At 42.2% G+C, this 25,128-nt stretch carries 22 protein-coding genes; 17 read left to right on the top strand and 5 right to left on the bottom strand.

What is annotated here, in order from left to right; all coding sequences use genetic code 11:
- Positions 1-117 precede the first annotated feature (117 nt).
- From EFB00_RS04000 to EFB00_RS03985, 4 genes are all read left to right on the top strand, one after another.
- The gene (locus EFB00_RS04000; RefSeq protein ID WP_122645630.1) at positions 118-1,053 is read left to right on the top strand and encodes a cation diffusion facilitator family transporter; all 936 of its coding nucleotides are present in this window, start codon (positions 118-120) and stop codon (positions 1,051-1,053) included.
- A gap of 97 nt (positions 1,054-1,150) precedes the next feature.
- Entirely contained in the window at positions 1,151-1,714 is a 564-nt protein-coding gene (gene efp, locus EFB00_RS03995; protein WP_122645629.1) for an elongation factor P, read from the top strand.
- Positions 1,715-1,783: 69 nt separating this feature from the next.
- Positions 1,784-2,155, top strand: coding sequence for a fluoride efflux transporter CrcB (crcB, locus tag EFB00_RS03990; protein ID WP_122645628.1), 372 nt, complete (start codon positions 1,784-1,786; stop codon positions 2,153-2,155).
- The gene (locus tag EFB00_RS03985) at positions 2,148-2,501 is read left to right on the top strand and encodes a fluoride efflux transporter FluC (protein WP_206423459.1); all 354 of its coding nucleotides are present in this window, start codon (positions 2,148-2,150) and stop codon (positions 2,499-2,501) included. Before crcB ends, EFB00_RS03985 begins: the two co-directional genes overlap by 8 nt.
- Before the next feature lie 39 nt (positions 2,502-2,540).
- Here EFB00_RS03985 and EFB00_RS03980 read toward each other — a convergent pair whose 3' ends face one another.
- Together EFB00_RS03980 and EFB00_RS03975 are read right to left on the bottom strand one after the other, a co-directional pair.
- Positions 2,541-2,804 carry a GIY-YIG nuclease family protein gene (locus tag EFB00_RS03980; protein ID WP_122645627.1) on the bottom strand — a complete coding sequence of 88 codons (264 nt, stop codon included), beginning with the start codon at positions 2,802-2,804 and terminating at the stop codon, positions 2,541-2,543.
- Positions 2,794-3,528, bottom strand: a complete 735-nt coding sequence (locus tag EFB00_RS03975; RefSeq protein WP_122645626.1) for a tRNA1(Val) (adenine(37)-N6)-methyltransferase — start codon at positions 3,526-3,528, stop codon at positions 2,794-2,796. The genes EFB00_RS03980 and EFB00_RS03975 overlap by 11 nt, the downstream gene beginning before the upstream one ends.
- Before the next feature lie 131 nt (positions 3,529-3,659).
- On the opposite strand from EFB00_RS03975, the gene EFB00_RS03970 reads away from it, so the two are divergent.
- From EFB00_RS03970 to EFB00_RS03955, 4 genes are all read left to right on the top strand, one after another.
- Positions 3,660-4,286, top strand: a complete 627-nt coding sequence (locus EFB00_RS03970) for a lysophospholipid acyltransferase family protein (protein WP_122645625.1) — start codon at positions 3,660-3,662, stop codon at positions 4,284-4,286.
- A 118-nt stretch (positions 4,287-4,404) separates the two neighbouring features.
- Positions 4,405-5,550 carry an exonuclease SbcCD subunit D gene (locus EFB00_RS03965; RefSeq protein ID WP_122645624.1) on the top strand — a complete coding sequence of 382 codons (1,146 nt, stop codon included), beginning with the start codon at positions 4,405-4,407 and terminating at the stop codon, positions 5,548-5,550.
- Entirely contained in the window at positions 5,532-8,654 is a 3,123-nt protein-coding gene (locus tag EFB00_RS03960) for an AAA family ATPase (RefSeq protein ID WP_164709421.1), read from the top strand. The genes EFB00_RS03965 and EFB00_RS03960 overlap by 19 nt, the downstream gene beginning before the upstream one ends.
- Before the next feature lie 63 nt (positions 8,655-8,717).
- Positions 8,718-11,885, top strand: coding sequence for a DEAD/DEAH box helicase (locus EFB00_RS03955; RefSeq protein WP_122645622.1), 3,168 nt, complete (start codon positions 8,718-8,720; stop codon positions 11,883-11,885).
- A gap of 194 nt (positions 11,886-12,079) precedes the next feature.
- Here EFB00_RS03955 and EFB00_RS03950 read toward each other — a convergent pair whose 3' ends face one another.
- Positions 12,080-12,793 carry an HAD family hydrolase gene (locus EFB00_RS03950; protein WP_122645621.1) on the bottom strand — a complete coding sequence of 238 codons (714 nt, stop codon included), beginning with the start codon at positions 12,791-12,793 and terminating at the stop codon, positions 12,080-12,082.
- A gap of 239 nt (positions 12,794-13,032) precedes the next feature.
- Between EFB00_RS03950 and EFB00_RS03945 the strand changes: the two genes are divergently transcribed.
- From EFB00_RS03945 to pepF, 5 genes are all read left to right on the top strand, one after another.
- Entirely contained in the window at positions 13,033-14,748 is a 1,716-nt protein-coding gene (locus EFB00_RS03945; RefSeq protein WP_122645620.1) for an ABC transporter ATP-binding protein, read from the top strand.
- A 649-nt stretch (positions 14,749-15,397) separates the two neighbouring features.
- Complete coding sequence (gene spxA, locus EFB00_RS03940) at positions 15,398-15,796, top strand: transcriptional regulator SpxA (RefSeq protein ID WP_122645619.1); 399 nt, start codon at positions 15,398-15,400, stop codon at positions 15,794-15,796.
- Between the two features lie 228 nt (positions 15,797-16,024).
- Positions 16,025-16,666, top strand: coding sequence for an adaptor protein MecA (locus EFB00_RS03935; protein ID WP_122645618.1), 642 nt, complete (start codon positions 16,025-16,027; stop codon positions 16,664-16,666).
- A gap of 162 nt (positions 16,667-16,828) precedes the next feature.
- Entirely contained in the window at positions 16,829-17,773 is a 945-nt protein-coding gene (locus tag EFB00_RS03930; RefSeq protein WP_122645617.1) for a competence protein CoiA, read from the top strand.
- A gap of 78 nt (positions 17,774-17,851) precedes the next feature.
- Entirely contained in the window at positions 17,852-19,666 is a 1,815-nt protein-coding gene (gene pepF, locus EFB00_RS03925) for an oligoendopeptidase F (protein WP_122645616.1), read from the top strand.
- A gap of 37 nt (positions 19,667-19,703) precedes the next feature.
- On the opposite strand, the gene EFB00_RS03920 is transcribed toward pepF, so the two are convergent.
- Positions 19,704-20,360, bottom strand: coding sequence for a DsbA family protein (locus EFB00_RS03920; RefSeq protein ID WP_122645615.1), 657 nt, complete (start codon positions 20,358-20,360; stop codon positions 19,704-19,706).
- Positions 20,361-20,447: 87 nt separating this feature from the next.
- Positions 20,448-21,020, bottom strand: a complete 573-nt coding sequence (locus EFB00_RS03915; RefSeq protein ID WP_122645614.1) for a CYTH domain-containing protein — start codon at positions 21,018-21,020, stop codon at positions 20,448-20,450.
- Positions 21,021-21,294: 274 nt separating this feature from the next.
- Here EFB00_RS03915 and yjbM point away from each other — a divergent pair, with 274 nt between their 5' ends.
- The 4 genes from yjbM to mgtE are packed head-to-tail and all read left to right on the top strand — an operon-like array spanning position 21,295 to position 25,052.
- The gene (yjbM, locus tag EFB00_RS03910) at positions 21,295-21,963 is read left to right on the top strand and encodes a GTP diphosphokinase (protein WP_122645613.1); all 669 of its coding nucleotides are present in this window, start codon (positions 21,295-21,297) and stop codon (positions 21,961-21,963) included.
- Between the two features lie 5 nt (positions 21,964-21,968).
- Positions 21,969-22,766, top strand: a complete 798-nt coding sequence (locus EFB00_RS03905; RefSeq protein WP_122647033.1) for an NAD kinase — start codon at positions 21,969-21,971, stop codon at positions 22,764-22,766.
- Between the two features lie 3 nt (positions 22,767-22,769).
- On the top strand, positions 22,770-23,669 hold the full coding sequence (locus EFB00_RS03900; RefSeq protein WP_122645612.1) for an RluA family pseudouridine synthase: 900 nt from the start codon (positions 22,770-22,772) through the stop codon (positions 23,667-23,669).
- Between the two features lie 15 nt (positions 23,670-23,684).
- On the top strand, positions 23,685-25,052 hold the full coding sequence (gene mgtE, locus EFB00_RS03895) for a magnesium transporter (protein WP_122645611.1): 1,368 nt from the start codon (positions 23,685-23,687) through the stop codon (positions 25,050-25,052).
- Positions 25,053-25,128: the final 76 nt, after the last annotated feature.

Below are 25,128 nucleotides of genomic sequence, written 5' to 3'. Positions count from 1 at the left end.
CGTTCAGTAAAACGAGTGGCATATTTTTACAACTTAATTGCCTTTCATTTATTAGAAAAGTAGGCTTTTGCGGATCATTCGGGTATAATGAACAGCAGAAAATTGGAGGAGTCTAAGATGGAAACAAAACAAACACAAGGTATGATGTCGGTGATCGCGGCGTTGATCGCCAATATCTTAGTTGCGATCAGTAAATTTGTCGGGTATCTGCTAAGCGGCAGTGCGGCGATGCTCAATGAAAGTATCCACAGTGTCGTTGACTGCAGCAATCAGGCACTGTTATTGGTGGGAAACAAACGAGCCAACCGGGGGCAAAGTGAATTGCACCAATTCGGTGAAGGACGTGCCAAATATTTCTTCAGCACGATCGTTGCCACGATGCTTTTCTTCGGAGGCGGCGCATTAGGTGTCATGGAAGCGGCGGAGAAACTGCTTCATCCCGCTCATGAAGTAGATAATCAATGGTTGGTCATTATTATATTGGTAGTAGGCATGATCATCGAAGGTTCATCTTTGCGAGTAGCTTTTAAAGAAATCCATGAATTGAACGTGGAAAAGCTGCCGTTGTTCAAATTTTTACGGGAAAGCCGTCACAGCGAGATCTTGATTATTTTTACGGAAGATTTTTGTGCGGTGATCGGTCTATTTCTAGCGTTGTTGGGAACAGGACTGACGATGCTGACAGGGAATGCGATGTTCGATGCGTTGAGTGGTCTGTTGATCGGACTGTTGCTGATGTTTGCGGCAATCTTTTTAGCGCGGGAATTTTACAGTTTGATCGTGGGCGAGAGTGTTACAAGTACCGATCTGAAAAAAATCCAGGCCGCATTTGTTCGCCCTGACGTTGAGCGCTTAATTGACATCAAAACTGTTCATTTGGGACCAACAGAGATCTTGATCGCGGCTAAAATCGATATTGAGGATACTCAAGAAGAAAAAGGCTATGCGATTGTCAATGAGATCGAAAAAGTGATCCGGGCCGCTTTGCCGGATAAGAAGGTCTATATTTATATCGAGACAGATGAATATGTTCCTAATTATCACCGGGATTAAAAGAAGATGAAGAATTTTTCTTTGTCCCTAGCGTTATCTTTTCCGGTTTGCTACAATGGGAAAGGACTATTTACATTAACAAGAAAGAAGGATTTAAATGATTTCAGCAAGTGATTTAAGAGCTGGTATGACTTTTGTACAAGATGGCAAACTGATCAAAGTTTTGGAAGCTAGCCATCACAAACCTGGCAAAGGAAATACCGTTATGCGTATGAAATTGAAAGATGTGCGTTCAGGAGCAACGTATGATACTACATTCCGTCCAGAAGAAAAATTTGAAAAAGCTCATATTGATACCAAAGCGGTACAATACCTTTACACAATGGACGACACAGCGTTTTTCATGGATCTGGAAACCTATGAACAATATGAGATCCCAGTAGAAACAGTAGCTGACGAAATGAAATACATCTTAGAAAACATGGAAGTGAAGATCCAATTCTTCGGCAGCGAAGTAATCGGTGTACAATTACCATCTTCTGTCGTTTTAAAAGTCGTTGAAACACAACCATCTATCAAAGGTGCAACAGTTACCGGATCCGGTAAACCAGCAACAATGGAAACTGGTTTAGTAGTCAACGTTCCTGACTTTGTCGAAGCAGGCGAAGAATTGGAAATCAATACCGCTGAAGGAACTTACATCAAACGTGCTTCAAAATAACAAACAGAGTCGAATCATTAGGGTTCGGCTTTTTTGATGGAAAAGCAATAGGAAAGGTAGGTGGCACAAGTGGATTATGTGATAGTAGGGCTGTTTGCTTTTTTGGGAAGCAACGTGCGGTATTATTTAGGGATGTGGCTTCCTAAACTCGGCGTTTTTCCTATAGGAACATTGGTGGTCAATTTGATCGGCTGTTTTTTATTTACTTGGTTGGTAAAACATATTCTAGTGGACCAGAAGATCAATGGCCGCTTGATTTTAGGTATCGGTACGGGCTTTTTCGGCGCGTTTACGACATTTTCTTCTTTTGCGATCGACAGCGTTAATCTAATGCGGGGAAATGACTGGTTGCTGGCGGTTGTCTATCTGGTATGTTCGATTTGCGGCGGTCTATTGATGGCTTTTTTAGGGGATAAGCTTGGAGGGATGAGTCGTGATTGAAACAGTATTAGTAGGATTCGGCGGCGCGCTTGGTGCCATGTGCCGTCACGGTCTCAATCGCTTGTTTGAGGGACGAAGGACGATCTATCCGTTAGCGACACAGCTAATCAACTTGACAGGTGCGCTTTTATTGGGGATTTTTGCTGGGGCTCAGTTAGATCAGCAGGCATATCTTTTTTTAGGTACAGGAATGATGGGAGGCTATACGACATTTTCCACCTTCAACTTTGAACTGTTGAAGCTCTATCGAACAAAACGCGATTATTTTTACCGTTACTTTATTCTTTCTTACGTTGGCGGGCTGTCGGTAGGCTTTTTAGGTATTTTGATCGGTTCGCTTATTTAAAAAAGATTCTCCGAAAACAAATGCTTCGGAGAATCTTTTTTATTGCGCTGCTTTTTTCAGATAGGCTTCTTTTTGTTTGCGGCTCAATTTTTTAAAGGCGGCTTCAGCCTTAGTGGCTTCGCTGCGAGTAGCGAATTTTTCGTTGTGGATCATAGTGACGGGACGGCGGCTTTGAGGATGGGTATATTTGGCACCGGTACCGCTGTTGTGTTCCTTCAAGCGACGTACAGGATCGGTGGTGTATCCGCCGTAAAAACTGCCGTCGTGGCATAACAATACGTAAAAATAGTGATCACTTGCCATAGAGCATCCTTCTGACTTCCGGTGTGTACTGACCGTTTTCATCGTAAACGATCAGTGACGGTTTGATCTTGAAGCCATCTGTTTTGCCGTCTTTGATTCCTTCTACCAATATGATATTCGCGTCTTTTTCCTGTTTAGGATAGACGAAACGGATCCGTTTTGGGGCGATACGATATTTTTTCATCAACTCTAAAATATCCAAAAAGCGGTCTGGGCGATGGACCAACGCAAAATGACCATTCATTTTCAATAATTTACTGGAGACAGCGATCACCTCTTCCAGTGTCGTAGCAATCTCATGCCGAGCCAGCGCCAAATGCTGATTAGGATTTTTATTGTTTGTCGGCAGATCCCGGAAATAGGGCGGATTACAAACCAATAAATCCACAGAATCGGGTCTTATTTTAGTGAAACTATCTTTTAAATCGAGATTGTACATAGTCATTCGTTCTTCTAAATGATTCAATTGGATACTGCGCTGCGCCATATCCGCTAAACGTTCTTGTAATTCGATCTGATAAATATGCCCTTGAGTTTTGCGGCTTAAAAATAAACCTACCGCGCCGTTGCCGGCACAAAGATCGACGATGGTCCCTCGTTTGGGAACTCTTGGAAAATTCGCTAAAAGGACGGCATCTAAAGAAAAAGAAAAGACCTCGGGACTTTGGATGATCTGGATATCATCGGCGTAAAGCTGATCGATCCGCTCGCTGGGATTCAACATGAAAAACACCTGCTTCATAAAAAATTATAAAAGTATTATACTACGTTTATGATTTCCAGCAAACCAACAAAAAAGCTTGTCAAGAAACTAATTTTTTTGCATACTTATAATGTATCAGAAAGGAAGAGAAGATGTTTTTTAGATTTATGCGGGGCGTCGTGCGGATCGTTTTATTTATCTTGAACGGCAATGCCCGATATCAAAACAAACAAGTACTACCTCAAAATACGAATTATATCTTAGTGGCTCCTCATCGTACCTGGTGGGATCCGTTGTATCTGGCAGTTGCTGCCAGTCCTAAAAAATTCAGCTTTATGGCCAAAGAAGAATTGTTCAAAAATCCTGTGCTGCGTTTTATCTTGAAATACGCCAACGCGTTTCCGGTAAAACGAGACAATCCCGGACCAAGCGCCATTAAAACACCGGTAAAATTATTGAAAGATACGGATTTGAGTTTGATCATGTTCCCAAGCGGCACCAGACATTCTACGGAGCTAAAGGGCGGGATGGCACTGATTTCCCGTATGGCCAAAGTTCCTATCGTACCATCTGTCTATCAAGGACCTTTGACTTTCGGTGATTTGCTGAAACGTAAACGGGTTACCATCCGATTTGGCGAGCCGATCGATATCAGTGATTTGAAAAAAATGGATAAAGACGGCTTAGCAGAAGTAGAGCGTCGGATCCAAACCGCTTTTGATCAATTGGATCAAGAAGTGAATCCAGACTTTGTCTATCCTGTCGATAAGAAACAATAAAATTCCTAAAGAGAGAAACAGCGCGCGTCAAGCCGTTGTTTTTCTCTTTTTTCATTTTTAAGAAACGTGGAAAGTGTTATAATGTTTAGAAAGATATTTTTTGAAAGGCAGTGAGAGGGTGCGTTTTCTACATACCGCAGATTGGCATATCGGCAAAAAATTAAATGGCTATGATCTGCTTGCAGACCAAAAGTATATTTTGGAACAGATACTTCAAGTAGCAAAAGACAAGCAAGTAGACGCTTTGGTGATCGCCGGGGATCTTTATGATCGTTCCGTTCCCGCTGTGGATGCGGTGGAACTGTTCAATCAGACGATCGTTGAAATGAATTTGAACAATCAGCTGCCGATTTTGGCGATCTCCGGCAATCATGACAGCGGCGTACGTTTGGAAGCCGGCAGTCCCTGGTTTGCGCAAACGAAATTCCATTTGCATACACGATTGGCGCAAGCTTTTGTGCCTGTCGAAATGGCAGATGTACAGTTTTATTTATTGCCGTATTTCGAACCCTTTGAAGCCCGTCTGTATTTCGAGGAAGATCTGAAGACGATCAAAGCCGCGATGCAGCGAGTAGTGGAAGAAATGAAGAAGTCCTTCGATCCGATGAAAAAACAAGTCTTGATCAGTCATTTTTTTGTAGCCGGCAGCAGTCGGACTGATTCCGAGATCCAAATCGAAGTCGGCGGATTAGACGGTGTCCCGGCGGATCTTTTAACAGATTTCAGCTATGTGGCGTTAGGACATCTCCACAATAAAGACGCATTACAGGAAAAAAACAGCCAATACAGCGGTGCGCCTTTGAAATTTTCCGTATCAGAAGCGAATCAGCAAAAAGGTGTTTTTTTAGTGGATACTGAAACGGGTACACGGGAATTCATTCCGTTGACTCCTCTTCATGAGTTAAAGGTAATCACGGCATCTTTCCAAGAGCTGTTAGATCCGGAATATTATCAGCAGATGGACCGGGAAGCTTTCCTGCATGTAGTGTTGACGGATCGCATGATCATCCCTAATATGATGAATCAATTGCGGACCATCTATCCTCGCATTCTTAGTGTCGAGCGTAGTGCAGGAGTTGTTGAAAAAAGAAAAATCGAAAAATTCAAAAAGCGGTTCAACTCGCCGCAACAGCTGATCGGTGATTTCTTCAAAGAGATCGCATCAGCCCAACTGACAGAAACTCAAGAGGAATGGATCGCCAAGGGATTGCAGGCAGTAACCAATAGAGAAAAGAGTGAGCAAACGTGCAGCCAAGAAAACTGACAATGAAAAATTTTGGACCCTTTATCAATGAAACGCTGGATTTTGGCGATTTTCAAGAAGCAGGGCTTTTTTTGGTCAGCGGCAAGACCGGCGCTGGAAAAACAACGATTTTCGACGGCATGACGTATGCCTTGTTCGGAGAAACTTCCGGTAATCTGCGTTCAGGAAAAGAAATGCGCTCTATGTTCGCTTCGCCAAAAGAAGAAACATGTGTCACTTTTTCTTTTGAACATCAGGGAATCCTTTATGAGATCGAGCGGCGGCCCGAACAAACATTAATGAAAAAACGCGGCGAAGGAACGAAAGATCAAGCGGCAAAAGTCGCGTTAACGATTTTTGGCGAAGATTTAAAAGAGATCCGCCGTTTTTCGAAAAAAACCGAAGTCGAGCAGTATATCAAAGAATTGCTTCATCTAGACGCAAAACAATTTTTACAGATCATCATGCTGCCCCAAGGCGAATTCCGAAACTTTTTAGTGGCTTCTAGCAACGACAAAGAAAAAGTATTGCGAAACCTCTTTGGCACAGAAATCTATCAACGATTGAATGAATGGCTGAAAGAACAAAGCAAGAATCAGCAGCAACGCATCCAGCAGCAGCTCATCACCGCTGATACATTAAAGTCTCGGTTTCATTGGATAGAAGAACCAACAGAAACTGTTACATTGTCCGAAACATTGACTCAATGGCAAGAAGCGTTGCGCATAGATCGGAAAAAATCAGCGGAACTGCAAGCAAAATTGCTAAAAGCACAAGATGCGCAAAAAACAGCAGAACAACGCTTTTATCAAGCACAGGCGTTAGCAGAGCTGTTTGACGAAAAAAGCGAGTTGGAAACTAAACAAGCCGAGTTGTCTGCTCAGCTGGATCAAATAGCGCTGAAAAAAAATCAGCTGCTTCGTTTGCAGTGGAGCAAAGAACAGCAAGGTCTGCTGTCACAGCTGGATGCGAATCAGACGAAGCATGGAGAATTGGAAGAACGCTTGACAAAGACCCGCGCAGCTAAAACCGAAAATCAGCAAGAGTTGGAAAGATGGCAGCAAAAACGTCCAGAGATCCAGCAACAGCAAATAGAATTGAAGCAAAAAAATACAGAGTTGCAGGAAAAAAATTACCGATTGCCTCTTGTCAGGGAAAAAGAAAAATTGATGCGTCAGCAAAAAGACTGGCTTGCTCAAAAAGAGCAGTTTGACCGTCAAGAAGCAGAATTAACTGTAAAAAAAGAACAAGTGTCATTAGAAAAGCAAACTGCACAAAAAATTATCGCCAAAAAAGATGACTGGCAAAAGCAGGAAGTCCTGCTGTTGAAAGCACAGCAGTTGGCGGAACAGTGGCAAATGTATCAGTCAGAAGAACAGGAAACTAAAGAAAAGATCCTGCATTTCCAACAGCAGATCACTGAAATCGACACTAAAGGACGTTCCATAGAACAAGAAATCCCGCTGCAAGTACGTTTAGTGGCACAATTGAAAAGTAAGAACGCCCAAATGCAGATCGCACGCTTGAGTTTAGATTTGTTAGAAGGCGAACCTTGTCCATTGTGCGGTGCGGCTTCTCACCCCAATATCGCCCAGCACCAGCAATATTCGTTGTCGGAAATCAAAGAAAACGAACAACAATTGGAAACTGCGGAACAGTTGTTGCTGGCCCAAAAGGAACAATCAGCGATTTGGAAGCAGAAAACAGAACAACTGCAGACAACGCTTGAAGAGACCCTTCAAAAACAAGTACAGATCCAACAACAGCAAAAACAAGCAAACCAAGCCTTTTGGAGATTGTTTGCACTCGATCAAGCCAATCCGCAAAAAAAGGATCTGCAAGAATATTTAAAAGCGGCATTGGCAGACCAGCAAGCACAGGAAAAAGCTTTTCAAGAGGCACAAGAATGTTTGTCAGCAATTGAAAAACAGCAAATGGAAATCAATGAAGAAGCGGCTGCTTTGCAAACCGCGCGTCACAATCTGGATGCGCAACTGCAGCAAGCTGCTGGGAAAATCACGACACTAACGGCGCAGGTAGGAGAAATAGCCGAAAGCCAGCTGCAAGCAGAGATCGCTCAGTTGCAAGCAGAGATTCAACAAGCAGAAACGATGCTGTCAGCCGATGGACAGCTTGGCGAAACACTGAAGACCCAACAGGCGGCATTAGAAGAACAAGTCAGTCAGATACTGGAACAAGTGACTCACTGTCAAAAAGAACACCAAACTCTTCAAGAAAAGCTACAACAAGCATTTGATGAAGCGGACTTTTCAGCAGATATGGACGCATTAAGGAATTGGCTGACAGAATTGCCGCTGATCACTGGATTAACAGAAGAAATCAACGAATATGAACAAAAACAAGCAGTGATCCAACATCGCTTGCAAGAATTGACAGAAAAAATCGGTACCCAGCAAGCGCCAGATCTTTTGCCTTTATCTGAGAACTACGAACAAGCGCAGCAACTGGTGAATGAAAGCCAAGAATACTTCTTCGAACAAAAAGAACGTGTGGCGCAAAATGAAAAGCTGTATGATACGCTAAAAGAGCTTTATGAAAAAAATCGTGCAGAGACCGAAGAAAAAATGCAGCTGCAGCAGCTTTTTCGAACGATTAACGGGGATAATGAATATAAAACCAGTTTGGAACGCTATGTATTGCAGGCGTATCTTGCTGAGATCTTGGAGATCGCCAATCAGCGACTGCTTCGTTTGACACGAGGACGCTATCAATTTGAACTGGCAGATACGATCAGCGGCAATAAAAAGAATACTGGTTTAGAGATCAATATCTATGATGACAATGCGGGAGCTTCCCGCCGCGCCCATACATTGTCTGGCGGAGAAAGTTTCATCGCCGCATTGGCGTTGGCTTTGTCACTGGCAGATGTCATCCAAAATCGTTCAGGCGGGATCGCTATCGAAGCGTTATTCATTGATGAGGGATTCGGTTCACTGGATGAAGAATCGCTGGAAATGGCGATGGAGGCTTTAGCAATGATTGAAAATGAAGGTCGGCTGATCGGTATCATCAGTCATGTACGAGAATTAAAGGAACGAGTGACCCAACAAGTATTGGTCAAAACCAACGGCAGCGGTCAAAGCAAGATTGCTTATCGTTTATAGTGTACCAGCAACAATCGATTCGTTTTATCAGACCCCCGAACGAATCAGCAAGGAGGGATCAATGTGAAGTGGAGTATACCAGAAAAAGTGATCGAACGAGGTCGAGATTATTTGAAGGAAGGGCGCGTACTGTCGGTGACGCCGGATCCTGAAAATAAAGTATGGCATGCAGAAGTCTTAGGCAGCGAGTTGTACCGAGTCGAGTTGGATGCCACTGCTAAAGAAGAAGATTTCTGTCAATGTCCTTATTGGGAAGAACATCATTATTGCAAACATACCATTGCCGTCGAATTGTACTTGCGGCAGCAGGGAAAATCACGAATGATCCAAACAAGTGACTTGCCTAAGAAAGCCGCTTTTTCTGCTTCTGAAATGTTTGCTAACGGGTTTTCCCGACTGCATACAGAAGAAAAGAAAAGCAAACCGCTGACTGTCGAGTTTCAATTAGAAGTTTTGGCGACGAATCCATACCATCATGAGCTTTCCGTGATAGGGATCGCTGCTAGGATCGGCTATCAGGAAACGAAGCGAACATACGTGGTCAAAAATATTTATAAATTCTTGCAAGCTGTTCAGGATCAAAAAAAGATCTTGATCAACAAGCAGTACTCATTTCAGCTTTCAGCAGAGGCGTTTTCACCGGAAATTAATGACCTATTGAACCTTTTGGCGGAAATCGCTCAAACACAGCAATTGATCGGACAAACAGGGATCCAAGTCAAAGGCAAATTGGACAAAAAATATCTGCTGCTGCCGGTAGCATTTGCCAAAGAACTGATTTTAAAAATGCAGGCAGCACCAACGACTTTATTGATAGAAGATAAAAAAATCCAGTCGTTGACTTTTTCTGAAGAAACACATCCGCTTTCCTTTTCTGTGGTCAAAAAAGAAGATCTGTTTGATTTGACGATCCATAAAGATTTTCAGTATGTATTAAATCATTACCATTGGGGGATCATCGATAATGTGATCTATCCACTGACTGCAGAACAGATGGAAATCTATGAAACCTTGAACCAATTGCTGAAGCGTTTGGAAAAACCGGTGATCTCCTATAAAAAGGCAGAATTGTCAACATTGTTTACGCAAGTGATCCCACCGCTGAAAAAAATCGGAGAAGTCGCTATCGATTCGGCAGTTACAGATAAAATCAGCGAAGCACCGTTAACGATCGTTTATACCTTGCGGAAAAAGAAAGGTCAGATCGCGCTGCAAGCAGATTTTCATTATGGAGAAGTTGTCTTCTCCAGTGATCCTGCGCATAATGTTTTTCCTGAAGGACATCCTGAGATTTTACGGGATATCCAAAAAGAAAAACGCAGTCGGCACCTATTACAGCAACTGCAGTTTGCTGAAACAGAGACCGGTTGGAGCAAACCGCTTCCTGCCGGTGCTGAATTATACCGCTTCTTTACTGGAGATATCCCACTATTGCGGCGGATGGGGGAAGTACGGCTGGGTAAGAAATTGCGGGAATTATATCTGGATGCCGGCAAACATCGGCCTCAAATCGAGGTTTCCGAAGAAGGGTCATGGCTGGATGTTCGTTTTGATATCTCTGGAATCGCGGAACATGAAGTGGACGCGATCTTAGAAAGTTTGTTGCAGCAAGATCAATTCTATACATTGGAAAATGGACAAGTATTGTCATTAGAATCAGAAGAGTTCCAACAAACCAGTCTGATCCTGCAAAAATTCCGGGAGAACGCTCATGCGAAAAATGGTGTGGTACAGATCCCTCGTCATCAAGGATTACTATTGCGAGATCAACTAGCGGATACGGAAGCGACATTTAGTGTCAGCTTTCAGCAGATGGCCGCTGATTTGACCCATCCAGAAAATTATCAGTCGGCGCTGCCTAAAGACTTGCATGCGACTTTGCGGGAATATCAGATGATCGGATTTCGCTGGCTGAAGATGCTGAGTCATTATCATTTTGGCGGGATCTTAGCTGATGAAATGGGTCTTGGGAAAACGTTGCAGACGATCACCTATCTATTATCGGAAAAACAAGAACAAGGTCAGATCCAAGTTCTGATCGTAGCGCCAGCCAGTCTGACCTACAACTGGCAGCAGGAAATCAAACGTTTTGCGCCGGATCTGCAAGCGCAAGTCGTATCGGGAAACCGTCATGAACGAGAAATGCTGATCGAAGAGAAAGCTGATATCTTCATTACTTCTTATGCAAGTATGCGTCAAGATATCGATCGTTATCAAGACAAAGAGCTGGAATATTTGATCTTGGACGAAGCGCAGATGGTTAAAAACAGCAGCACGAAAACAGCGCAGGCATTGCGTTCGTTGAAAGTGCCGCATCGTTTTGCGCTAAGCGGAACACCGATCGAAAATAATCTGAACGAACTGTGGTCATTATTCCAAATGATCATGCCAGGATTCTTTCCTAACAGACTCGCGTTTCGCGAGATGCAAGCCGAAGAGATCGCGAAAATGATCAAACCCTTTATTCTGCGGAGGGATAAAAATACGGTATTACAGGATCTTCCGGAAAAAATTGAAACCAATTATTACAGTGTGCTCACCGAAGATCAAAAACGCATTTACTTGGCTTATCTGCGGCAAATGCAGGAACAGATCACACAAATGGATGCAGCGACTTTCAAGAAGAATCGGATCAGTATCTTAGCCGGGCTGACCCGCTTGCGGCAAATCTGCTGTGATCCCAAACTTTTCTTGGATGATTACGAAGGAACTTCCGGAAAACTGGAGCAGGTCAAAGATCTGATCACAGCGGCCAAAGACAATGACCGCAGGATTTTGCTGTTTTCACAATTTACCGGGATGCTGACGATCATCGAAGAGGAACTTAATCAAATGGGCTTAGAATGTTTCTATCTTCGCGGCAGTACACCGCCGAAAGAACGTATCAAAATGGTGGAGGCCTTCAATCGTGGCGAAAAGGATGTCTTCTTGATCTCTCTGAAAGCCGGCGGGACCGGATTGAATCTGACAGGAGCAGATACGGTCATTTTGTATGATCTGTGGTGGAACCCGGCAGTCGAAGAACAAGCGGCGGCACGTGCTCACCGGATCGGACAGAAAAAAGTCGTAGAAGTTTGGCGGATGATCGCAGAAGGTACGATCGAAGAACGGATGGACTCTTTGCAAAATGAGAAGCGAGAGCTTTTCCAAAAAGTCATCCAAGGAAATGAAGCACAACTGCGGCAGATGACAGAAGAAGATATTCGGATGATCTTGAGCATTGGCGAATGATCAGCCGATAGTAAGAAATCTCTCCATAAAAATTTAATGGATAAATACAAAAAATCCGAGCGCAGCAGACTGCTCTTAGGATCATACCGTAAGCTGATGTAATATCGGCTTGCGGCATGATTTTGAGAGCCAGCTAGTGCTCGGATCTTTTCTGTGCAAAAATATGTATCTTGAAGATGCTTGATCAGAGACGTTTAATCGAAAATCATTTGGATCGTTGAGAAGATCTGATCAAAAGAGGTCAACTCGATATCTTGGATCTGCTGTTCGCCAGCGGGGATCGCACGATTTCGATGGTTGAACCATAAGGAGCGCCAGCCGGCTTTTTTCGATCCTACCACATCATTTTCGAAACTGTCACCGACATATAAGGTATTTTGTGAATTCATAACGAACTCTTTTTCCGCTAAATGGAAGATCTCTGGATCCGGTTTTTGGAATCCAGTTGCTTGGGAAATCAGTACATTATCTTTATCCACCCAATCCAACAACTGTAATTGTTTCACTTTTTTGTATTGGTGGTCTGTTGGGCCGTTTGTGATGATCCCCATAGGAATATTTTTGTTTTTCAAAAAGTCTAATGTTTTTTTGATTTCTTCGTGCATGGTGATATTATCCAGTTCTTCTTCGTAGACCTGCTGGAATAAAAGTGCTTCTTCTTCAGTGATATGAGGGTAATCCAAATCCTTTAATGATTGGCTGATGCGAAATGTCCGCATGTATTCCAGTGTCCACTCTTCAGCAATTACTTTGCCGAAATTCTCATCGCTATGGACACGAAAACGGATATATAGATCGTGCATATCCTCAGAAGAGACCAAAGGAAATAAACGATTCACTGCGTTTCTAAAGGGTTGTTGCTGGTCATAAATCGTATCGTCAACATCAAAAACTACTGCTTCAATCAAAAAAATGCCACGCCTTTCAATTTCTGTAAATTTTCAAAAAAGAATCCTGCTATATTCTAGCGGAATTTTATAAGAAAAGAAAGAGCATAAACGCTGATAAATAAAGGTTTTATCTACTTAATTTCTGTTTTTTCGATGAGAATAAGGTTTAGAGATTTTCAGTTTTTTTCACCAAAATCTGTTTTGCTTTTATCAGAACATTGCTTATAATAAAATCTATATATCAAGGAGGTGCGGAATTGTTAAAACGCTTTTTTAGCTATTATCGACCGTATAAGAAGCTGTTTATTTTAGATTTTTCATGTGCGGTAGTTGCCGGTCTGCTTGAATTGGCTTTTCCGGTGGCAGTCAATCAAGTGATCGATAAAATCATGCCGATGCATAATTTTCGAATCATCCTATTGGCGTGTCTGGGGTTGCTGTTTTTCTATATTTTAAATACCGCATTGCAATATATCGTAGTTTTTTTCGGACATAAGTTAGGGGTCAATATCGAAACGGATATGCGGCGGGATCTGTTTAAACATCTGCAAAAACAGCCTTTTGAATATTATGACAATCAAAAAACCGGGAAATTGATCAGCCGTTTGACGACTGATTTGTTCGAGATCTCAGAAGTGGCCCATCATGGTCCAGAAGATGTGTTCATTACCGTCATGACGTTGGTAGGGGCGTTTTTATTGATGCTGAATACTCATGTCCAGTTGGCATTTGCAACGTTTGCGATGCTGCCGTTGATTACTATCGCGTTGGTTTTCTTCAATAAAAAAATGACCAGTGTCAACACAAGGATCTATGATAACCTGGGAGAATTCAATGCCGGTGTCGAAGCGTCTGTCAGCGGTATCCGGGTCACACAATCTTTTGCCAATGAACCTTTTGAAGCGAAACGCTTTGAAGGGTTGAGCGAAACGTATCGTCAATCGAAGATCATGTTTTATAAAGTGATGGCGCTGAGTTCTTCATATAACTATTTCTTGATCCGCTTGATCAATCTTTTCGCGTTGATCTTCGGTGCTTACTACACCATCAGAAAAGAGATCACATACGGGGACTTTGTCGGTTTTATTCTTTTGTCTAATGTTTTCGTCCGTCCAATCGAAAAGGTCAATACGATGATCGAAAGCTATCCAAAAGGTATCGCCGGATTCAAACGATTGATCGCGGAACTTGATCGAAAACCTGCTATATATGATCGTCCCGATGCCATCACGGTGGATCACTTGAAGGGTCACATCGTTTATGATGACGTTTCATTTGCTTATATGGATTCAAAAAAAGTTTTGAACCACATCGATCTTGAGATCCAACCGGGGGAAACAGTCGCGTTCGTCGGGCAAAGCGGTTCCGGAAAAACGACTCTTTGCAATCTGTTGCCCCGCTTTTATGAAGTGACAGACGGTACGATCACCATCGACGGCATCGATATCCAGTCAATGACTTTGGAATCTTTGCGCAAACAGATCGGGATCGTCCAACAAGATGTCTTTCTATTTCCCGGAACGATCCGCGAGAATATCGCGTATGGGAAGTTAGACGCCACTGAAGCTGAGATACAGCAGGCAGTCTCACTAGCTCATTTGGACGGTGTGATCCAGCAAATGGCGCAAGGATTGGATACGATCATCGGTGAAAGAGGCGTGAAACTGTCAGGAGGTCAAAAACAACGGGTGGCGATCGCTCGGATGTTTCTTAAAAATCCGCCGATCCTGATTCTGGATGAAGCGACTTCTGCTTTGGATACCGAAACGGAACAAGTGATCCAAGAATCATTGAATTCGTTGGCTGATGGACGTACGACACTGATCATCGCTCATCGTCTGGCGACTATCAAACACGCTACTCGCATCGTCGTTGTCAGCGACCAAGGAATATTAGAGCAAGGTACTCATGATGAACTAATGGGGAAAAATGGTCATTATCGTGCACTTTATGACGCTCAATTCCGAAAGTAATCAAAAAATCAAATTAAAAAAAGATTTTTAGAGTAAAATTTGGGTTTTTTCCGTAATTCAGATGTTTTTTAATCTCAATTGGCTGGAAAATGTTTCTTAGCAAATTTAAAGAAAGCTAAAAAATAGGGTGATAAAAAATTTAGCAGAAAACGGGGAAAAATTTCTTAAGAGATGATACAGATTCTATGTCTTTTTTTCTAACAAAATAACTGAAAAATAATATTGGCCACAAATGATTTCTTTTTTTATCCTCTATTTAAAAAGAAAAAATGCCGCTTTTCTCATGCTGTCAAGATTTATCAAGAACAAACTTTGAGCAATGAAATACATCTTGAAAAATTAAAAAACAATAGTAACATAAAGGTTAGATGTACGATAAAGGAAATTGTTATAAATAGTACAGATTTTAAAAGCTGTTATACAATATTATTTTCATTGGAAAAAAATGTGAATATGCTCATTGAAAAAATCTAAAAAGCGCAAAAGTCTAGTTTTATAAAGGTTATATTATTTGAATACCATTAATTTTATTAAAAAAAATTAAAAAAGTACTGGATATTTTTGATTTCATTCGATATAATATAATCAGATTAAAAATAAAACGGCTGCTGTTACAGAGTCGTTTGTATAATAAGAAGGAGTGATACCGTTGTTGACACTTTATACTTCCCCAAGTTGTACGTCATGCAGGAAAGCTCGCGCGTGGTTGCAAGAGCACGAAATTCCTTTTGTTGAAAGAAATATTTTTTCAGAACCACTGAATATTTCTGAACTAAAAGCGATTTTGCAAATGACTGAAGATGGTACTGAAGAAATCATTTCGACACGTTCGAAAGTTTTTCAAAAATTGCATATTGATTTGGATGAATTGCCGCTGCCGGAATTGCTGGATCTTGTTCAAAAAAATCCTGGATTACTGCGTCGTCCGATCATGATTGATGAAAAACGACTACAAGTTGGTTTCAACGAAGATGAAATCCGTCGTTTCTTACCTAGAGAAGTTCGACAATTAGAATTAAGACATGCACAGCTAATGGCTGGTTTATAAGAGATGGGGAAGATCCTGGGATCTTCCTCATTTTTTCTCAATAAAAATAGCAGATCGGCTGACAAAACATGTTGGCGGATCTGATTTATTTTAGCCAGATAAAAGCACAGTTGTTTTTATTTTCAAATTCTTTTCTTTCTCTTAGGGATCGTAGTTTTCTCTTTACTTTTCCCTTTCTTCCGTTACAATGTAGCTATAAAGTGTATATAAAAGTGAGGTGTAGCTAAGATGGAAATGGAACATATCAATGAAAATACGATTCGTGTGTTGATCAAAAGTGAAGATTTAGCTGCTCGAGGAATCACTTTTTTAGACCTGTTAGGAAATCAAAACGAAATAGAAAATTTCTTTTATAGCATCCTTGAAGAAGTCGATATCGACGAAGAATTCAAGGGCAGTGAAGCAGTTACTTTCCAAGTTCTGCCAAAAGGAGACGGATTAGAGCTGTTTATCAGCAAGAATCTGCCGCCAGAAGAAATTTCTCAATTAGAAGACGGTGTTGGTTCGCCGGAAGAGATCAGCGAGTTTCTGAAAAAACATGTAGCGGCTCAATTAGAAGAAGCTTCAGAACCGGAAGAAGTGAAGCGGCATTTCGTTTTTGAAATGACTGATTTTGAAGAAATGATCCAATTAGCTAATGAAGTTCAATTAGATTCTGTTATCACTAATCTATACGGCATGAACGGTGCGTATTTCTTGGAGATCGAATTTCTTGATGAATTGATTTTTGACAGTGAAATAAAAGATTATGTATCATATATCGCTGAATTTGCACGAAAAAGCCATGTGACACCGGAAGTATTATCGGAACATGGCAAACTTTTGATGGAACACGATGCCTTGGCGGTCACCCGTCATTATTTTCATTAAATAAGACACCTGCTTTGATAAAGAGTGGGTGTTTTTTTGTACTATCATTTTTTAGCAGCCGGAAAATCGTTCTTCCGGCTGCTTTTTTAGATATCCTTGCTAATATAGCTGTTTTTGCGGCAATTGGTCTTTCTTTACGTATCTCTTATTGAGGTGGGCAAGATGCTGATGGCACGAAACGGGCAAGGACAATTGATCTCCAGTTTAGAAATGACAGATAGCGGCGATATGATTTGTCCCGGCTGTCATCAACGAGTGTACTTTAAAAACGGCAGACAAAAAATTCCACATTTTGCACATAGGGCTCATGCTGATTGCGATACATTCAGTGAAGGAGAGACCAAAGAACATCTCCAAGGAAAAGAACTCTTAGCTCGCTTTCTTGTAAAAGATGAGGGTGTTTTGGAAGCTTATCTCCCGCAGTTGCGGCAACGTCCGGATATTTTATGGAACAAACGCGCCCTTGAATTTCAGTGTTCACCGCTGCCTTTCCAGCGTTTCCAAGAACGCACAACAAATTATCAGCGTCATGGGTATCATCCGTGGTGGATTTTAGGCAGACGCTTTTATCCGAAGAAAAAATTCAGTCATTTCCAAAAAGCCTGTTGTTATTACACAAAAAGGCAAATCTATCTTTGGCACTTATCTGTGGAACATGGAAAATTACAAAGATTAGGACCGGTCATTTGGCATTACCATACAGAAAATTCATTTGCTAAAAAAAGCTGGCAGTTAACAGATCGAACAATTTATCAGGAAAAAGCAAGAATCTCTCATTGGCATCCGGATGAGTATCGTGAACTGCTGGCGCAAAAATTGATACACTCGCCAAAGCAGTTGTTATTGCTTCAGGAACAATTTTATCTACGAGGGCAGACCCTCACGACATTGCCGAAATGGTGCTATCAGGCTAGTACTTTTTCCTTCTTTTTTGAAGAGCGTCTGCTGCTGTTGCGTTACTTGTATTTATTGCACCCGCAGCAAACGTTTCAGGAGTGGATCAGCAGATTAAAATGTTTGACATGGCGCTGGGATTTTCCGTTGATCGATCAGCGAACGGTCCTTTGGCAGATCTTTCAGGAATGTCGGGTTTTAGCGGGGCAATAAAAAGAAAATTCTGATTTTTTTGTACATTATTTTTATGATAATATGATAAGATAGAACTAATCGAAAGGAGCCGATAACATGTCAGAAACAAAACAATTGCCTACTCGAGAAAATTTGCCGGAAGCATCAACCTGGGATCTGACCAAGATCTTTGCTGACGATGCAGCTTTTGACAAAGCATTCGATGAATTAGCAGCAGAAATCAAACAAGCAGAAAAATTTAAAGGAACATTAGCAGAAGGCCCGCAAGCATTTTTGTCTGCGCTGGAATTTGTGCTGGATGTTTCCCGCAAATTAGAAACGATCTATGTCTATTCTCATCTGAAAAACGATCAAGATACCGCCAATACCGTTTATCAAGGTTTATATGCCCGTGCCAGCAGTCTGTTGACACAGACCAGCGAAGCGATCTCTTGGTTCGAACCAGAAGTGTTGAATCTTACCGATGAACAAATCTGGAGCTATTTCGATGAAGAACCAAAATTAAATGAATACCGTCACTATGTAAAACAATTGGTGGATAATCGTGCTCACGTGTTGCCGGCAGACCAAGAATCATTGTTGGCAGGTGCCGGGGAAGTCTTCGAAGCTTCCAGCAATACATTTGCTGTATTGAATAACGCCGATCTTGTATTCCCAACGATCACAGGCGCTGATGGCGAAAAAATCCAGCTTTCTCATGGCGTGTATGGTCAATTGATGGAAAGTACTGATCGTAAAGTGCGGGAAGATGCTTTCAAAGGTCTTTACAGTGTTTACGAACAATTCCGCAATACATTCGCTTCAACATTGAGTGCTCATGTCAAAGGACATAATTTTAAAGCCAAAGTTCGCAAATATGGTTCAGCTCGGGCGGCTTCACTAAGTGCCAATCATATTCCAGAAAGCGTCTATGATACATTGGTAGATGTCGTGAATCGGAATCTGCCATTGCTTCACCGTTACGTTGCATTGCGCAAACGTCTATTGAAAGTAGATGAACTGCATATGTATGATATGTATACACCGGTTCTTGGTGAAGCACCGATCGCCTATACATTTGAAGAAGCGAAAGAAAAAGCAGTGAAAGCTTTGCAGCCGATGGGAGAAGAATACCTGAAGGTTGTGGAAGAAGCTTTTTCAAGCCGTTGGATCGATGTCATCGAAAACAAAGGCAAACGCAGCGGCGCCTACTCGTCAGGAGCTTATGACACAGCACCATATATCTTATTGAACTGGCATGATACATTGGATCAACTGTTCACACTAGTCCATGAAATGGGACACAGTGTCCACAGCTATTTCACTCGCAACAACCAACCGTATGTTTATGGTGATTATTCGATCTTTTTAGCAGAGATCGCCTCAACGACAAATGAGAATATTTTGACGGAGTATTTGTTGCAAACAGAAAGCGATCCTCGCGTCAAAGCCTATGTTCTGAACCATTATTTGGACGGCTTCAAAGGCACGATCTTCCGTCAAACCCAATTTGCTGAATTCGAGCACTTTATCCATACAGAAGACGCGAAAGGCGTGCCGTTGACCAGTGAATATCTAAGCGACTACTATGGAAAACTAAATGCGAAATATTATGGTCCAAGTGTGGAAGAAGATCCTGAAATCAAACTGGAATGGTCACGGATTCCGCATTTCTACTACAATTACTATGTTTACCAATATTCAACTGGTTTCTCAGCAGCTTCTGCATTGGCGAAGAAAATCTTAGACCAAGAACCGCAAGCACTAGAAAACTATTTGACCTACTTGAAATCTGGAAACAGCGATTATCCGATCGAAGTAATGAAAAAAGCTGGCGTGGATATGACACAAGCAGCTTATATCGAAGATGCCATGAAAGTCTTTGAACAACGCTTAGACGAATTAGAAGCTTTAGTGGATCAATTAGATTAATAGAAAAAGACGATCAGCTCAGGCTGATCGTCTTTTTTTACACTAATTTCAAATGTTTGGAAGAAAGAACGACTCTTCGTTCATTTTCCCGTTTCAGGTAGCCGTCCAGATGAAAGATGCGATAACTTTCTTCTGTCGTTTGACAAAGAAGAGGTAGGTCTAAGAGTGCTTCTGGACCTTCTAGTAATACACCATAGTCTCTATCGCAAGCGTAATTGTAAACGACGCCGGATGGATGCTTGACGATCCCCATCTCATGAGCGATCGTTTGATCCGCTTTGAATAAGTCTTTGACTAATTGTGACGGACGGTCTTCTCGAAACATCGTCAAGTCGCCGCCGATTTCATCAACGATCTCTTCAACCAGTTTACGAGAATAGTTTTTTTTCAGGCAACCAACTGCTTGCTGCAGCTTCATTAAAAAATCCCGCGCGCGTCTTCTGCCTTGCAGCTGGATGGTCTTGCAATCAAGAGCCGCTGAATAGGTGTCAGAAAACAACTTGTTGCGAGCAGCAACATCGTTTTTCGCGATCTTCCGCCGTTTCATGATATCCCCAATTGTTGTCATGTTGACTAGCGGAAGCACGCGAAGTTGGATCTTCACACTGCTTTTCTCTATGTATTTCAACAATTCCATCTCAGTTTCCAAACAAATAGGCCCCAGTGGATTGACAAATAAATAAATTTCGATCACACGATTCTCCCCCAAAATCAAAATCCTATATTGATACTCTTATCGTTAACTTAACAGAAAAATCAGAAAAAGAAAACCAAAGAGAATTTAATTTTCTGATATTGCTCGAACAATCTTATTTGGAGCCGGAACATAGGAAATCTGCAGTTTTTCCAATAAATCAAAAAAATCCTGCCGGCCTTTCTCCGCGTCAGCGACTTCTAATTCTAATTCAAAATCATGCTGCTTGCCGTACCAGCTCTCATCTAATGCAAGCAACCCTTCTTGGATCTTGATCTCAGCCCGCCGCGTTTTCAATGATGCGATCATTTTCAATGACTGCGGCAAGATACCTTGTGCAGTCAATGTCTTTGCGACATTGCCGCTGTCAGGAAGCTGTTGTTTTTGCAGATAATATTCTGCTTCTTTAACGGTAAGGTCGTCCGTGACTTCCAATAAACCTTCTGTACGAGGGATTTTCAATGTCAGCTCACCGCGGTCTGACAATTGTCTGATCCGCAATCCCCATTTTTTTTGTTTAAGCAGGGAATCTTCTGTGTCGAAGTAGCTGTTCAGTTGATAATGGAATCCGCTTTCCTCAATCTGGAAGAAAGACTGGACGTGGGCAAATTCTTTGGCTGTGATCAATGTTTTAAATTCGATTTCAATGCTCTCGCTCATAGTTTCACTCTTTTCCGTGTTTTAATATTTTGACATAAATCGTCAGCATACGTCAATGAAAATGACTGATTTTGATTAAAAAAACAGTTTTTTACCGAATCGTCTGACTATAATCTTTATTCACAGCAAGCGGCCTTCTCAAAAAATTGTTACAGTTTGTGTCAGCAGAAGGCTTCTGATAAAAATCAAATGGATCAGAGAATGGCTACTAAAGATTTTTTGTGCTTTATGGTAAAATGGAGAATGAACGTTAAAAGAAAATAGAGGGATCAGTATGGAACGAGATTGGGAAAGTTTTTTAGCTCCTTATGAACAAACGGTTTCTGAATTGAAAGTCAAACTTCGCGGGATTCGCAAACAATTTCGGGAACAAAGCAGACACGTACCGATAGAATTCGTCACAGGACGTGTCAAGCCTGTGGACAGTATTATTACCAAAAGTCAGATCCGTCATATCCCGATGGAACGCTTAGAAGAAGAGATGTCGGATATTGCCGGATTACGCATCATGTGCCAGTTCGTAGAAGATATCCACCAAGTCGTGCAGATTTTGCGCAATCGTAAAGATATGAAAGTCATTATCGAACGGGATTATATCACCAATAAAAAAGCCAGCGGATACCGCTCCTATCACTTAGTCATCGAATATCCGGTCCAATTGATCAACGGTGAGAAAAAGATTTTGGCGGAGATCCAGATCCGGACGTTGGCCATGAATTTTTGGGCAACGATCGAACATTCTTTGAATTACAAATATCAAGGCGCCTTTCCGGAAGAAATGAGCGAGCGCTTGAAACGAGCGGCAGAGGCCGCCTATCGCTTAGATGAAGAGATGTCCAGCATTCGCGAGGAGATCCAAGAAGCCCAGCGTCTGTTTTCTCATGGTCGCGGCAAATCTGATGATAATTATTACCGTGCGTCCATCGATCGAGAGGAGGAATGAAGGGATTGCGAGTAGCTGTAGTCTATAATCAGCAGAAACAAACTATCGATGTTGTTCAACATCTGCTCAAGTTATTGAAAAAAGCAGACATCCAACTAGACGAACGAGAACCGGAGATTGTGATCTCTGTCGGCGGGGACGGCACGCTGCTGTCAGCTTTCCATCGGTACAGTCATCGCTTGAAAGACGTCAGTTTTTTAGGCATCCATACCGGACATTTGGGTTTTTATACCGACTGGCGGGACTATGAACTGGAAGAATTAGTGGAAAGTTTGAAAAACAACCGTGGACAAAGCGTTAGTTATCCTTTGTTGGATGTAGTGATCCGCTATTTAAACGATAAACCCGACAGACACTTTTTGGCATTGAACGAATCCACCATCAAGCGGGGCAGCCGCACAATGGTGGCGGATGTTTATATCAAAGAAGAACTGTTTGAACGTTTTCGCGGTGACGGTTTATCGGTTTCTACGCCAACTGGATCGACTGCTTATAACAAAAGTGTCGGCGGAGCGGTCTTGCATCCCAGCATCAACGCTATCCAATTAGCTGAGATCGCGTCATTGAACAATCGCGTGTTTCGGACACTAGGTTCACCGATCATCATCGCTGCAAATGAATGGCTGGAGATCCGTTTGCAAGACAGCAATGACTACCTGATCACGGTAGATTCTTTGGATATCCAGCAAGACGAGATCGATGCGATTTTTTATCGTATCGCAGATGAACGGATCCAGTTTGCTTCTTATCGGCACATGCATTTTTGGCATCGCGTCAAGGATGCTTTTATTGGAGACACATAAACGATGGAATTTACGTATACGTATCATTATGATCATCCGCAAAAAGTAAAATTTTTTTTGAAAGAGCAGGGAATCTCAAAAGGTTTGCTGGCAAAAATCAAATTTCAAGGCGGAAAAATTTTTGTGAATGGGCAAATAGAAAATGTCTTGTATTCTTTGAAGGCAAATGATAGGGTAACTATTGTGATTCCTGATGAAGGAGAACATGAAACAGTCTTATTGGACCCGACGCCTATCGATATCGTCTTTGAAGACGAACATCTACTGGTGGTGAACAAACCGGCGGGGATCTCTTCGATCCCGGCACAATATCACCCCAATCATACGATGGCCAATCGTGTCAAAGCGTATTACAAACAGCAAAATTATCCTAACCAAGTGATCCACGTGGTGACGCGATTGGATCGTGATACATCGGGATTGATGCTGTTTGCTAAGCATGGGTTTGCCCATGCCAAGCTGGATATCCAGCTGAGGGAAAAGAAGTTTTACAAAAAATATCAAGCTCTGGTAGCTGGCGCGATCGATACATTGCAGCCTCATGGCGAGATCATTTTACCGATTGCCAGAGATTATGATTCTTTATTGAAACGCAAGATCGCTGAGGAAGGGCGCTATGCCGAAACAGAATATTGGCTGGATCAGCGGGGAGAACAGGCGGCACTGGTAGATATCCAGCTGCACACTGGACGTACCCATCAGATCCGCGTGCATTTTGCAGCGATCGGCTGTCCATTATTAGGGGACGAATTATACGGCGGCGCAATGGATCTGGGGATCCAAAGACAAGCGCTGCATTGCTATGAGTTGCATTTTTATCATCCATTTACAAATGAACGACTGGAATTCTATCAGGAATTACCGTCAGATATGCAAGGATTGGCGGCAAAATTAAACGAATGAGTGTGGTGAGAGAGATTGGACGAAACAGAAGAATTGGAAGTTCGCTTTGATGAATTACGTCAAGCACTTCAAGCAAACGATATTCAAGCATTTCGTGATAATTTTTTGGAGATGCATATCTATGAGCAGGGGCAATTCTACCAGTCTCTCGATGAGGCACAACGACATCTTGTCTACGCGTATCTATCCCCTAAAGAATTAGCGGATATGTTCGATGTGATCGAAGAAGACGACGAATACATGAAAGATTATTTATCAGAGATGCGCCCCAGCTATGCGGCGGAGATGCTTTCTGAAATGTATACCGATAACGCAGTCGATTTATTGAATACACTAGATAAGAAACAAGTTGCCAAATACCTTAGTTTGATGTCGGCAGATGATGCCAGCGAAATCAAGGAACTGCTTCATTATGAAGATGATACAGCCGGGTCCATCATGACGACAGAATTTGTTTCCATCGTTGCAAACCAGACGGTACGTTCCGCGATGTACGTCTTGAAAAATGAAGCGGATGTCGCGGAAACTATTTATTATATCTATGTAGTAGATCAAGACAACAAATTAGTAGGTGTGATCTCGCTGCGGGATTTGATCATCAATGATGATGACACCATGATCTCTGAAGTAATGAGCGAGCGGGTGATCTCCGTGCATGTGGGGGATGACCAAGAAGACGTGGCACAAACCTTCCGGGATTATGACTTCTTAGCTTTGCCGGTCACGGATTATGATGACCACTTATTAGGGATCGTAACGGTCGATGATATCATCGACGTTATCGATGATGAAGCAGCCAGCGACTATTCCGGTTTGGCTGGGGTCAACGTAGAAGAAGTCAGTGAAAACCCAGTGAAAGCAGCAGCAAGACGTCTTCCTTGGCTGATCACTTTATTGTTTTTAGGAATGGCAACGGCGACATTGATCAGCCGTTATGAGGATCTGGTCAGCGAAGCAAGTATTTTGGCGGTCTTTATTTCATTGATCACCGGTACGGCCGGGAATGCGGGGACGCAATCGTTAGCGGTAGCTGTCCGGCGCTTAGCGATCAATGATGAGAAGGATAGCTCCTTTTTACGGACCGTTCTAAGCGAGATTCTGACAGGGTTAGTGACTGGTGCCATCACCGGTATAACGATCCTTGTAATCGTAGGGATCTGGCGGCAAAACTTCATTTTAGGTTTTGTGATCGGAATCGCGATGATGTTTGCTATTACTGTCGCTAATTTAGCCGGCAGTTTGATCCCAATGCTGATGGATAAACTAGGATTTGACCCGGCAGTTGCCAGCGGACCGTTTATCACGACATTGAGCGATTTAACCAGTGTGCTGATCTACTTCAATATCGCCAGTCTTTTCATGAGCTATTTTGTCGGCGGTTGATTGAGATAGATCAGTTGAGATGCAAAAGACGAGAAATGAACCCGAGTTGGGTTCACTTCTCGTCTTTTTTTGCCGC

Origin of the sequence: Enterococcus mediterraneensis, from assembly GCF_900604485.1 — a bacterium.
Taxonomy (GTDB): domain Bacteria; phylum Bacillota; class Bacilli; order Lactobacillales; family Enterococcaceae; genus Enterococcus_C; species Enterococcus_C mediterraneensis.
The sequence above is the reverse complement of the archived record's forward strand: the minus strand, read 5'-3'. Positions and strand labels throughout refer to the sequence as shown.

Excerpts from the sequence above, each read along its gene's own strand:
- EFB00_RS04000 (WP_122645630.1), top strand. The coding sequence starts at position 118 with ATGGAAACAAAACAAACACAAGGTATGATGTCGGTGATCGCGGCGTTG.
- efp (WP_122645629.1), top strand. The coding sequence starts at position 1,151 with ATGATTTCAGCAAGTGATTTAAGAGCTGGTATGACTTTTGTACAAGAT.
- EFB00_RS03980 (WP_122645627.1), bottom strand. The coding sequence starts at position 2,804 with ATGGCAAGTGATCACTATTTTTACGTATTGTTATGCCACGACGGCAGT.
- EFB00_RS03975 (WP_122645626.1), bottom strand. The coding sequence starts at position 3,528 with ATGTTGAATCCCAGCGAGCGGATCGATCAGCTTTACGCCGATGATATC.
- EFB00_RS03970 (WP_122645625.1), top strand. The coding sequence starts at position 3,660 with ATGTTTTTTAGATTTATGCGGGGCGTCGTGCGGATCGTTTTATTTATC.
- EFB00_RS03935 (WP_122645618.1), top strand. The coding sequence starts at position 16,025 with ATGGAAATGGAACATATCAATGAAAATACGATTCGTGTGTTGATCAAA.
- EFB00_RS03930 (WP_122645617.1), top strand. The coding sequence starts at position 16,829 with ATGCTGATGGCACGAAACGGGCAAGGACAATTGATCTCCAGTTTAGAA.
- pepF (WP_122645616.1), top strand. The coding sequence starts at position 17,852 with ATGTCAGAAACAAAACAATTGCCTACTCGAGAAAATTTGCCGGAAGCA.
- EFB00_RS03915 (WP_122645614.1), bottom strand. The coding sequence starts at position 21,020 with ATGAGCGAGAGCATTGAAATCGAATTTAAAACATTGATCACAGCCAAA.
- yjbM (WP_122645613.1), top strand. The coding sequence starts at position 21,295 with ATGGAACGAGATTGGGAAAGTTTTTTAGCTCCTTATGAACAAACGGTT.
- EFB00_RS03900 (WP_122645612.1), top strand. The coding sequence starts at position 22,770 with ATGGAATTTACGTATACGTATCATTATGATCATCCGCAAAAAGTAAAA.